We start from the raw sequence: 9,735 nt of genomic DNA, 5'->3' as shown, positions 1-9,735 counted from the left end.
AATAATCCTTTATTTGAACTTTAAAATTAAGTATGTTATCAATAAAATAAAGCAGATGGACACAATTACATTTCTTGACCAATTAATTTTTGCCTGCTCTAGCTCAAGTTTTGTTCTTCCAAGTTTGACAACTCCCCACCAAATCAAACCTCCAATATCTCTAAATACTCTCCACATTTAAAATCCTTTATTTGAACTTCAATTTAATTCCCCAATACTTACTAGATGGCGAAATATAAGTTTATCCACCTCTGATATTCTATCTGTATCGTTTGAATCCAACCACCTGATTTCCTCAATTTCCATATTAGGATGAAACGTTCCATTATACTGTGCTTTATAACAAGTCATTTTAACCATTACACCTTCTTTGGCACCATCAGACTGCGCCCTAAATGTTCCAACATATTCAATAGTATCAGGGATAATATTAACTGTAAGCTCTTCAGATACTTCACGAACCAAAGTTTGTTTATCTGACTCGCCCATTTCTCTTTTTCCTCCTGGTATGTAATATTTGAACTTGCCTTTAGATTTCGTGCTCAATATTTTGCGCCCTTGGATTTCTATAAATGCAATTTTGTCTATTTCGGTCATTTCATTTATCCTTTATTTGAACTTTACGAATTACGACATGATGTCTTAACTCATTCTTTATTTGAACCTGACTATTAATCCAAGCGGTTCCGACCATATTTCTTGATTAAATTTTTAGCAGCTTTCACCATTAGTGTTTCAGCACTACTATGAAAAGAAGGAACTCTATTTTCATTATCAAAATGAGAATTTTCCTCGGTAGCTTTTCCAAATGCCTGGGATGAAGAAATAATTATGCCGCTTTTCAAATCATAAATTAAAATAAATACGGAAGATTGATTACTGGCACTGTAAAACCCATCTCCAGAATTGTATGATAATGTTCCTGCCCCATTACTAACTATACTGCCCCGAATATTTATTAGGTAGTCACATTCGGATTCTTTTCCAATTTGTTGTAGTTCCTTCTCATTAAGTTCAAATCCGATCTTTGGAGAAATTAATTTGTTTGCCCTTAAGGTATTTAACTCAAATAAAGAATCGCCAATTATTTCTTTAAATTCATTGTAAGCAGTGGTATTCAATTCTTGGTCGAAGACCTTGGAATTTGATTCTGTCCTGTTTAAAATCCATTTTCCCTGGCTGAAGTCCAACTCCTTACCTGTATCAAACAGATAGTTGTATTTTCCTCCTGCACACGAACAAAAGGAGACAGTAATAAAAATTATAAATATCTTCTTCATCCTTTAACTATACTTTATATTTCCAATGGAATATTCTCTACCGTAAGTACAACTTCAATCCTAAAATTCGATGGCATTGTATCTTCTGTTTTTTCAATATGTCTAGTATTAAGATCCACGGGTGCAAATTCTAAATGGATATTTTTAACCATAAGAGTATGTTCATTTAGTTGGATTTTATCTCCAATTTCTATGAACTCCATGTCATCATTAATATCTTTAATCCCGCTCAATTTTGAGTATAAGTCCTCTCTTTCCATGAAGTACCCGAAATTTCCACCATCTTCACTTTCTATTCTTATGTTAGTTTTTATACGACTCATCCTTTATTTAGACTTTTATTTGCGAAAAAGTTTGTTGAAATTTTTGAATTTTAATGCGTCAGCTATTTCCAGAAACACGTCAAGTTTGATAGAGTAAGTATCTTGTTCCCATTCGCAAATACGTTCAGGGCGCCTATTAATCAATTTCCCCAAATCGACTTGTGACAGTTTTTTTTCCGTGCGCATCTGTCTAATATATTTGCCAGTCAAACGACCCTCTTTCATAGTTGGAAATTAATTAATCCTTTATTTAAACTTTTACTTGGAACGATTCGCAATTTCATCTTTTATTTTCTTTAATTCTGGGTAAAGAGTCACAGGACCTCCTAAGGTACATATCACAATTGTTAGCATTGCCCAGTCAATCTCATTATCATTTAAATAATTTCGTATTTGGAAATATAAAAGCCCGATGATTATGGGGATAAAAACAAAGATAGCCCCTTGTAAGTTCTTTCTTTTCTTATGCAATTCCTCTAAACTTAAATCCGTTAGCTTATTTTCCTCCATTAGTAAATTAGTTTCGTTTCTCTATCCTTTAATTGAACTTTAAGCCAAGATACCGTGTTCAATTCTTCCTAAAGCATACATAACCTTTTGTACGCCTCTTGTACTCTTTAAAAGTGATTCAGGGATTGTCCCGCCCAAGGCTTTTGACTTTGTCTTTAACCACTTTTCAAAGTTAGTTTTATCCTCGAAAACTGATTCGCCGTATTCTTTTAATCGAATTTGTTCTTTCTTTAAGTTTTCCATTTTTTAATTTGATCGTTTAATTAAACTTTTACTGTAATTGATTTTAACTCAAAGTACTATTCGGCTTTTAATTTACTTTTTTAGCATATCTATTTTTTCTTGAGAAAAATCATTTTTGCCTACCTGTAATGCCTTGGTAAAATATTTTAGTGCTTGAGTAGAGTCTTGTTTGGCTAAAAAGCAATCCCCCATTGAATCGTACACATTAGAACTTCTAGGATAATTCTGTATGTTCAAATTAAATAATGCAAACGATTTTTCATTCATATCGTTGTTCATGAATCCATATCCCATATTATTAATAAACTGTTCAGATGGGATAATCTTGTAACCAAATTTATTTGAAATATTCTCATAATGTGAATTGATCATTTTTAAAATATCGTCGGTGGACATTGTCGAATTTTGGGAATATAAATCATTAACACCATCAAGCCTGTACCAAGGAAAAAGAAAACGTAGTGCATCGTACTCCGTAATAAGTATAACACTACCATGGTCATCATTCGGATAGTATTCCCATTTAAATAATAAATTATTGTATTCCTTGGACTCAAGGGATTTTACAAATTTCATTATCGACTTCATCTGTATAGTGTAATATGTGTCGGGAACGGTATCACTTTGGACACTTTCAATGTCCATGCCTTCTTCCAATGTATTTGCGACACCAATAAAAAGGCTCTTGTTTTCAAACCTATTCTTTGTCAATAACGAATCGGCAAAATTAAGAAACCCTCTGTTATCCCACCATAAACTTGGATCGATTGCTACATAATTACTAAAAAGCTCAGGTCTGGTCACAAGGGCATTGATAACGCTTAAGCCTCCAAAAGAATGACCGACAAAAGTTCTATAGCCAGATGCCGGGTATGCCTTTTCCATGTGTGGTATTAATTCTTCTTCAACAAAATCAAGAAAATTGTTTCCTCCGCCCGAGATATATGGAATACTATCACCCGAAATAAAGTCGATATCGACCTGTGATGGTGTTAAATCCAGTGTCCTATTAGTATTGGCTATTCCTACTACTATCATTTCCGGTACAACCATATTTCCACTGGCGAGACTTAATTGATCTACCATGCCAGCTAAAGACTTGAAATGAGAAGGTCCATCTAACAAATATAGTACTGGGTACTTAGCTGCTTCATTTGATTTCTCTTTTGCGCTTTCAGGAATATAAATCCATATTTCCCTAGACTCGCCCAAAACATTTGAATATATACTATCCACTTGCCCTATGACCAGTGAACTTTCATTAATAATATTTTTTTCGGTTTTCTTTTTGCAACTTATAGAATTCAAGGTGACAAAGGTGAATAATACAATTCTAAAAATTAGTCTAAGGCATTGGTTTTCCATTTCGTTATCGTCTTATAATATTTCACTGTTTATGACAGGTTATTACAACTCAGCGTTTATTTGAACTTTGTCCTTCTAAATTTACGAAATTTCGTCAAGCATGGGAAGGCGGTTTTTTATTTAAAGCTTTTTGTTACAAATGACCTTTGAGTCTATTTTTTAAATTGGTAACGCAACGTTTTCAATAATTGACATCTCTTCTAAAATACCTTTTATGCAAACTAAATCCGTCTTGCTTTTAATATTCGTCTTATTCTTGGCCTGCAACAAAAACGATGATGGGGAACCTTCTTTTCCGAATAACTATTTCATTGCCCAAAGAGCCGATATTACATGGCAAGGGTCCACCGAAATCGTTTTGACTGCTAGTGACACACTTATCTTTTTAGCGGTCGGGAACGGTCTGGATAATGGTGTATTGGTCGCCAAAATAAAATTTGACGGGATCGGATCCTATATCTTGAATGACCTCGATGGTATTTACTACAATACTTTGGGCGGTGATGTTTTGATAAGTCAATACGCCATTGAAGATGGCTCAAATGGTATATTTTCCATCTCAACTTATGAGGAAGGAAACAGATATATTGAAGGTGGTTTTAAAATGCCCCTAAGAGCGACTATACTAGCTAATCCTGAAATAAAAGATAGTACACTTACAATTTCCGATGGGCAGTTTAAAGGCTTTATACGAGGGGAAATTTTACAATAATGGAATTAGCTATCCTTTATTTGAACCTTCACCATAACTCGGTACGAATAGTTGTGTGATTAAGCCCCTAGTTTAGTTAAATCCACACTCGTAATTTCTTCAAATATTTGAGCAGCTAAATCCGTGTCAATTTTTCCCATTCCAAAACTTACAATCTTCCCGATAAGCATCATTTTCAAATCTTTTTTACTAATTTTTTTACTTTTTGATTTTAGTTCCTCAATTTCATCAAATATTATTTCTTGTCCATAACCAAGTTTTTCAAGTTTCTCCAACACAGAGTTAATTCGGTCGTGAAGTTCTGTGAGTTCCTTTAGAGAGTAGTCAACATCGTCATCCGTTAATAGATTTTCTGGAACTTGGTAATTTTCAAATATATTTTGCTGGCGTTGAATTTCAGAGTTTAGATTCCAAATATTGCTCAATTCTGAACGATTAATTTTCTCTTTTTCCTTTAAAAAATTCAGTTCCTTACTTTGTCTCTTTTTAGTTGCAGTATCTATGGCTTTTGTCAAAGAATCCTGATTTCGGGACAACTCTTTTCGTTTATCGGCCAGCTTTTTTTCAAAGTCGGCAACTTTAGCACTTACACGAATTAATTCTTTAGATTTAGTATCTATTTGTCTTTGATAGCTTTGAAATGTAGCAAGGTTTTTTAATGAAAAAGCTTTTTTAGATAAATCATTGATTTTAGAATTCAAATCAACTTCTTTTTTCCTTTCAGCAACCTGCCTTTTCATTAAATCGGCAATTTGAGAATTTGTTTGGTTTACTTTATTTTGATAGCTACTTACTGACATTATTGGCTGGTTTTCAAATTACTTGCAAATTAGGGTCATAGTGCATACATCTTTTATATCCTCAAGTTAAGAAATATTAGAAAAGCGCCTATTTACCTATTTTAAACAATCCTTTATTTGAACTTTCAAGAAATGGACTAAGGCTTTTCATAGGAGGTTTTGTTGTAGTTTGTTTTTCTACAGTTCTATTATTACCAAAAATTGAAGTGATGACATTTCCGTAAGTTCTATAGTTTCTTCTTTAAAAGTAACGCTAGAAGGAATAAAATAGGTAATGTCACAAGGTATTCTTGTTAGCTCTGCCTCAAAATCTAGATCAATAGCCTCAAAACCATCTAAATAGATAGTATAATGAAATGATGATTCATTAGGAATGGACAGGTTCAAGGAGTTATCGAACTCTTTAATGTCAGCGTCAGGAACGGCAAACACACTTGCTGGAATAAATTGAAATCCTGCATTTGGAAAGTCTCCTTCAACGGTTATATTGTTAGGGTCAATATTTTCATTTTCGATTAGGTTAGCACCAGTAGCGTCAACTATTCTGATAAACAAAGATGGGAATGCAGGGTCAAAAATCTCACAGTCAATTCCGTCGTCGTCACTCGTACAACTTGGAAATAAGAATCCGATAATAATAATTACGAAAACTTTTTTCATAATTCGATTTTCAAATAAATATTAAAATTGTCCTTTTTTTGCCAAACTGTAGACGTCTCCGATTGAATTGGTTAATGTCAGGGTATCCTTAGCAAATTTAAAATCCCAAGTGTCACTCAGTATTAAGCTCCAATCAAATTCGGCGGTCCAAGGGCATTGATTTTCAAACTTTATAGTCCTGTCTGAAATTGAGTAATTACCATTACAAATAGCAGGAAATTTCATGATTTCGCTTTCTCCAGAAAAAGTGGCATCGTTTAATGATAGTTCCACATTTGAGATATTCTCTCCTCTTTGAAAAGTCCCGATGTATTGCCCATCAATATCTCTTTGGACATCATCATTATCACAACCGAATATTATCAAAACCCCGATAAACAAAATCAAGATATTTGCTTTCATTTTTTCCTTTTTCAATTAGATGAAGCTAATCCTAAAAGGTTGCTTCAAAATGCACTACAACGTAAGGATATGTGTACTCTTACATATACTGTATTAATATTACTGGATTATAATTTCATCCTTTATCTGAACTTTTATAAATATAATGATTTTGAGTTTTGAATTGTACAATAAAGAGGGAAGGTTACATTTGCAGGATATCCAAGAAAATTACTATTGAACGTATAGAATCAACTACATCTCCTTGATTTTTGTAAGGTTTTACGGATGTTTTTTAATCCAAATGTAATTCAGTCCCAATTTCACCCCTTTGGCCGAAAAAAGCATTCGATATTTTAACAACTACACAACCTTTGCTTCTAAACAAGCCCCTGATATATGAAAACAATTTTACTTGTTAAAGTAATCGATTTAGAGACATTCAAGAACATTCAAAATTATGTGGTAAAACACTATCTCAAATTTTTTTCCTGGTTCACCTTGGTCATGTTCACAATGGTGCTCTATGTCTTTTTATACAGACTGTTTACGGACTTCCATTTTTCTAATCTCTAAACATGTATAGAAAAGGACGAGATGGAAAAGTGTTGATTATTTCGGGGGCCCTATTTGTTAGCGCTATACTAATACTGGTCATTATAATGACCTTTGGAATATAAAGGAATTTATATGATTCTCAATCAGTACTACGCTTTATGATAAAATGTAATAATAGATTCTATCGACGCCAATGGTTTCCCTTTATCCCTTTAACTAAAGATTGAATCTTATTAAAGTTATTTTTTTGTCGTCCCAGTTTTATGTAATAAATTTGATTAATTATCCAGGGTAAAGATTACTTTGGAACTATGTTAAACATAGACTAATACTGATTTGATTTTAAACCCTAGCCGAACTTTACTAGTTTCAAAAAAAGTTATGGCCTGATTCACTTAATGGAGCAGTAATTCCTTTATTATAACAATAAATTTATGGTAGCTTTTTTATAGTTAATGGTTAGTGTTTAAATGCTCCATAATTTAAGGGCTCCATATTGTGGAGCCCTTTTTTATGTTTTATTGTATTCTTTATTTGAACTTTACGAATTACGACATGGTGTCCTAACTCTTGCTTTATTTGAACTTTAAGCCATGATACCGTGTTCAATTCTTCCTAAAGCATACATTACCTTCTGTATGCCTCTTGCACTCTTTAAAAGTGATTCAGGGGTTATCCCGCCCAAGGCTTTTGACTTTGTCTTTAACCACTTTTCAAAGTTAGATTTATCCTCGAAAACTGATTCGCCGTATTGTTTTAATCGAATTTGTTCTTTCTTTAAGTTTTGCATTCTTTAATATGATGGTTATGATTAACGACGTGGTGTCCTAACTTATCCTTCATTAGAGCTTTAGTCTAGAAATCTAATAAGATCTCTCCCTCCATATAAAACTCTTACAATTCTTATTCGGTCTTTTAAAATTCGGTAAAAGATGATATGTGAAATGTAAGGAAGACTATATAGACCTTTTTTGATGTCATTCCGTGCCCGACCTATGTGATAATTAGCACTCAACTTATCAAAGTGCTCTTCAAGTCCTACTAAATATTTAATGGCTTGGTCCTGCCCGAACTTACCTTCACCGAATTCATAGATTTCATCTATATCGGATTTAGTTTCTTCTGAAAGAACATATAGGTATTTCATGAAATTTTCTTGGATGCTATTATCTGGCTCATTGACAAATTACTGTCTGGGCCATCCCATCCTTTTTCAATTTCCTTCCTTAGATCCCGAATAACTTTTTCTCTATAAATACCGTGCAACCTTAAGGCATCTCGTATCACTTCGCTATTGTTCTGATACTCGCCTGAAGCAACCTGCGCATTTATATATTCTTCCTGTTTTTTAGTGAAACTAACATTCATGCTTAAATCATTTACTACTAAATTAATAAAAAATGTCCAAATAAGATATATTTGGACATAATATTAAGGTTTAATCTATCCTTTATTTGAACTTTACATTTTCAATTTTAAAGTTCATTACAGTAGCCTCAAGATTTTCAGGTGTCAAATTATCTGGAAATAAAGAAAATGTCGCTTCGCTAAATATTGTATTTAACTTGTACTTAGTGTAATCTGAACCCATTTTATTGAGCATCGGAAGGAATGCAAGACAGAACAATCTTTTCGATTCAAAAAACTCGGTTTCGCTTCAAATAGTTAGGGCTATTTTATTCATTGATAAAATAACGAAACATTGTGTATTTTCTTACATTACAAAACCTATCACTTAAATTTTACGAATCGGAACCAAGTGTCCTCTCCTATCATTAATTTGAAAGCTTATCAACATAGTCGGTGTTTCAAAATTGACATCCTTAGTTTATTCTCCATTCATACAAAATCTTTGGATATAATCATTGGTATATCGTTAAGATGAGTTTCAAATGCCCTTTGATTCCACCAATGTCGTGAAGTAGCTCAGAACCTCTATTGTTACATACTGCTATTTGATACAATGCGGATTTCCGTTTTCAGCTCCGTTTCCGATATATGCATTTTATCGATATCCTTTACTTTAAATTTAGTTCGGCTAGTTCAATTAACTTCCATTAGCGTTTGCCAATAAATTGCCATATCGATGCAGATGACTATAAATTGATTAGATCAATGCTTTTCAAGTGATTGAACCCTCGCCAGATTTTGTAGAAATAAGACCACTCTCTCTTGGTACTCGTCCGGAATCCTCCCACCGATTATCCATACGTTCAGAGCATATTTACGACTATCAAGCATAAATTCTTCCTTGAAAAACAAAAGCGCCTTCTCTCGATTATCATTATCTAGATCCTTGAACAATCTTCTAATATTTCCTATCATAAAATATAAAAAAAGTAAATATAAGATATTTACCCAATCATGATTCTAAAATTTCTGGTGGTATGAATTAAATAATATAATATAATTTTCCATACGGAACGAGCGTCTATAAGTTTCTAACAACGTTCTTGAATTTTGTAAAATGAAATGGTTATTCCTAGAATTAGAATCGAAAAGATTTTCTATTATGGCTTGGGATACTTGATAAAGTTTTCTCAGAAACTTATTCCATCATTTTTGAACTTAAGGTTCCACCTCTAACTATTATGAAAACAAATAATCAATTCAAAAAGACCCTAGACCGGAGCGGTCATCCAAAAGTTTTCGAACTGTACCCCAAAACGATGCCAAAGAACCCGTAGAAATGGATGTAAGCTCGCCTAAAAGCAATAGATTTTGAAAAAAGCTTTTCACCACTATCGGTAGGCAAAGTTTTCGACCTTTGGCAATAGGCCATACCCCAATTGGGGAAATATCTTTCCTTTACATTGCCCTCCCATAAAAGTTGTCTTGTATGGTGCCTATGATCAAGCTTGATTTTATTATATAATTACAGTGTAGGCTTCCCTAAAAATAGG

16 protein-coding genes are annotated in these 9,735 nt (G+C 33.1%); 2 read left to right on the top strand and 14 right to left on the bottom strand.

The features are described 5' to 3' along the window. Positions 1 to 198 precede the first annotated feature (198 nt). From B2Z27_RS16615 to B2Z27_RS16590, 7 genes are all read right to left on the bottom strand, one after another. Positions 199 to 597 (bottom strand): NUDIX hydrolase, encoded by a 399-nt coding sequence (locus tag B2Z27_RS16615; protein WP_027066603.1) that lies wholly within the window; start codon positions 595 to 597, stop codon positions 199 to 201. A 74-nt stretch (positions 598 to 671) separates the two neighbouring features. Beyond that, positions 672 to 1,280 carry a hypothetical protein gene (locus B2Z27_RS16610; protein WP_027066602.1) on the bottom strand — a complete coding sequence of 203 codons (609 nt, stop codon included), beginning with the start codon at positions 1,278 to 1,280 and terminating at the stop codon, positions 672 to 674. A gap of 14 nt (positions 1,281 to 1,294) precedes the next feature. Beyond that, on the bottom strand, positions 1,295 to 1,603 hold the full coding sequence (locus tag B2Z27_RS16605) for a hypothetical protein (RefSeq protein WP_027066601.1): 309 nt from the start codon (positions 1,601 to 1,603) through the stop codon (positions 1,295 to 1,297). 15 nt (positions 1,604 to 1,618) lie between these two features. Then, positions 1,619 to 1,789, bottom strand: a complete 171-nt coding sequence (locus B2Z27_RS19885) for a hypothetical protein (RefSeq protein ID WP_394799853.1) — start codon at positions 1,787 to 1,789, stop codon at positions 1,619 to 1,621. A gap of 72 nt (positions 1,790 to 1,861) precedes the next feature. Further along, positions 1,862 to 2,113, bottom strand: coding sequence for a hypothetical protein (locus B2Z27_RS16600; RefSeq protein ID WP_286814488.1), 252 nt, complete (start codon positions 2,111 to 2,113; stop codon positions 1,862 to 1,864). A 39-nt stretch (positions 2,114 to 2,152) separates the two neighbouring features. Further along, entirely contained in the window at positions 2,153 to 2,356 is a 204-nt protein-coding gene (locus B2Z27_RS16595; protein ID WP_286814487.1) for an MbcA/ParS/Xre antitoxin family protein, read from the bottom strand. Positions 2,357 to 2,428: 72 nt separating this feature from the next. Then, the gene (locus B2Z27_RS16590) at positions 2,429 to 3,721 is read right to left on the bottom strand and encodes an alpha/beta hydrolase (protein WP_286814485.1); all 1,293 of its coding nucleotides are present in this window, start codon (positions 3,719 to 3,721) and stop codon (positions 2,429 to 2,431) included. A gap of 214 nt (positions 3,722 to 3,935) precedes the next feature. Here B2Z27_RS16590 and B2Z27_RS16585 point away from each other — a divergent pair, with 214 nt between their 5' ends. Continuing rightward, the gene (locus B2Z27_RS16585) at positions 3,936 to 4,433 is read left to right on the top strand and encodes a hypothetical protein (protein ID WP_286814484.1); all 498 of its coding nucleotides are present in this window, start codon (positions 3,936 to 3,938) and stop codon (positions 4,431 to 4,433) included. Between the two features lie 59 nt (positions 4,434 to 4,492). Here B2Z27_RS16585 and B2Z27_RS16580 read toward each other — a convergent pair whose 3' ends face one another. From B2Z27_RS16580 to B2Z27_RS16570, 3 genes are all read right to left on the bottom strand, one after another. Then, positions 4,493 to 5,233 carry a hypothetical protein gene (locus tag B2Z27_RS16580; protein WP_286814483.1) on the bottom strand — a complete coding sequence of 247 codons (741 nt, stop codon included), beginning with the start codon at positions 5,231 to 5,233 and terminating at the stop codon, positions 4,493 to 4,495. Positions 5,234 to 5,410: 177 nt separating this feature from the next. Next, positions 5,411 to 5,893: a hypothetical protein gene (locus B2Z27_RS16575; RefSeq protein WP_027066600.1), complete on the bottom strand. Its 483-nt coding sequence runs from the start codon at positions 5,891 to 5,893 to the stop codon at positions 5,411 to 5,413. 21 nt (positions 5,894 to 5,914) lie between these two features. Next, entirely contained in the window at positions 5,915 to 6,295 is a 381-nt protein-coding gene (locus B2Z27_RS16570) for a hypothetical protein (protein WP_027066599.1), read from the bottom strand. 378 nt (positions 6,296 to 6,673) lie between these two features. Here B2Z27_RS16570 and B2Z27_RS19850 point away from each other — a divergent pair, with 378 nt between their 5' ends. After that, positions 6,674 to 6,850, top strand: a complete 177-nt coding sequence (locus B2Z27_RS19850) for a DUF6747 family protein (protein WP_349675889.1) — start codon at positions 6,674 to 6,676, stop codon at positions 6,848 to 6,850. Between the two features lie 568 nt (positions 6,851 to 7,418). On the opposite strand, the gene B2Z27_RS16565 is transcribed toward B2Z27_RS19850, so the two are convergent. From B2Z27_RS16565 to B2Z27_RS19880, 4 genes are all read right to left on the bottom strand, one after another. Then, positions 7,419 to 7,622, bottom strand: coding sequence for an MbcA/ParS/Xre antitoxin family protein (locus B2Z27_RS16565; RefSeq protein ID WP_286814481.1), 204 nt, complete (start codon positions 7,620 to 7,622; stop codon positions 7,419 to 7,421). 60 nt (positions 7,623 to 7,682) lie between these two features. Further along, positions 7,683 to 7,979 carry a type II toxin-antitoxin system RelE/ParE family toxin gene (locus B2Z27_RS16560; RefSeq protein WP_286814480.1) on the bottom strand — a complete coding sequence of 99 codons (297 nt, stop codon included), beginning with the start codon at positions 7,977 to 7,979 and terminating at the stop codon, positions 7,683 to 7,685. Further along, positions 7,976 to 8,200 (bottom strand): type II toxin-antitoxin system ParD family antitoxin, encoded by a 225-nt coding sequence (locus B2Z27_RS16555; protein WP_286814479.1) that lies wholly within the window; start codon positions 8,198 to 8,200, stop codon positions 7,976 to 7,978. Before B2Z27_RS16555 ends, B2Z27_RS16560 begins: the two co-directional genes overlap by 4 nt. 1,267 nt (positions 8,201 to 9,467) lie before the next feature. Then, positions 9,468 to 9,695 (bottom strand): hypothetical protein, encoded by a 228-nt coding sequence (locus tag B2Z27_RS19880; RefSeq protein WP_414673611.1) that lies wholly within the window; start codon positions 9,693 to 9,695, stop codon positions 9,468 to 9,470. Between the last annotated feature and the right edge of the window lie 40 nt (positions 9,696 to 9,735).

Origin of the sequence: Maribacter sp. UBA3344 (genome assembly GCF_002362375.1) — a bacterium.
GTDB lineage: Bacteria > Bacteroidota > Bacteroidia > Flavobacteriales > Flavobacteriaceae > Maribacter > Maribacter dokdonensis.
The sequence above is the reverse complement of the archived record's forward strand: the minus strand, read 5'-3'. Positions and strand labels throughout refer to the sequence as shown.

Excerpts from the sequence above, each read along its gene's own strand:
- B2Z27_RS16615 (WP_027066603.1), bottom strand. The coding sequence starts at position 597 with ATGACCGAAATAGACAAAATTGCATTTATAGAAATCCAAGGGCGCAAA.
- B2Z27_RS16610 (WP_027066602.1), bottom strand. The coding sequence starts at position 1,280 with ATGAAGAAGATATTTATAATTTTTATTACTGTCTCCTTTTGTTCGTGT.
- B2Z27_RS16605 (WP_027066601.1), bottom strand. The coding sequence starts at position 1,603 with ATGAGTCGTATAAAAACTAACATAAGAATAGAAAGTGAAGATGGTGGA.
- B2Z27_RS19885 (WP_394799853.1), bottom strand. The coding sequence starts at position 1,789 with ATGCGCACGGAAAAAAAACTGTCACAAGTCGATTTGGGGAAATTGATT.
- B2Z27_RS16600 (WP_286814488.1), bottom strand. The coding sequence starts at position 2,113 with ATGGAGGAAAATAAGCTAACGGATTTAAGTTTAGAGGAATTGCATAAG.
- B2Z27_RS16595 (WP_286814487.1), bottom strand. The coding sequence starts at position 2,356 with ATGGAAAACTTAAAGAAAGAACAAATTCGATTAAAAGAATACGGCGAA.
- B2Z27_RS16590 (WP_286814485.1), bottom strand. The coding sequence starts at position 3,721 with ATGGAAAACCAATGCCTTAGACTAATTTTTAGAATTGTATTATTCACC.
- B2Z27_RS16585 (WP_286814484.1), top strand. The coding sequence starts at position 3,936 with ATGCAAACTAAATCCGTCTTGCTTTTAATATTCGTCTTATTCTTGGCC.
- B2Z27_RS16580 (WP_286814483.1), bottom strand. The coding sequence starts at position 5,233 with ATGTCAGTAAGTAGCTATCAAAATAAAGTAAACCAAACAAATTCTCAA.
- B2Z27_RS16575 (WP_027066600.1), bottom strand. The coding sequence starts at position 5,893 with ATGAAAAAAGTTTTCGTAATTATTATTATCGGATTCTTATTTCCAAGT.
- B2Z27_RS16570 (WP_027066599.1), bottom strand. The coding sequence starts at position 6,295 with ATGAAAGCAAATATCTTGATTTTGTTTATCGGGGTTTTGATAATATTC.
- B2Z27_RS19850 (WP_349675889.1), top strand. The coding sequence starts at position 6,674 with ATGAAAACAATTTTACTTGTTAAAGTAATCGATTTAGAGACATTCAAG.
- B2Z27_RS16565 (WP_286814481.1), bottom strand. The coding sequence starts at position 7,622 with ATGCAAAACTTAAAGAAAGAACAAATTCGATTAAAACAATACGGCGAA.
- B2Z27_RS16560 (WP_286814480.1), bottom strand. The coding sequence starts at position 7,979 with ATGAAATACCTATATGTTCTTTCAGAAGAAACTAAATCCGATATAGAT.
- B2Z27_RS16555 (WP_286814479.1), bottom strand. The coding sequence starts at position 8,200 with ATGAATGTTAGTTTCACTAAAAAACAGGAAGAATATATAAATGCGCAG.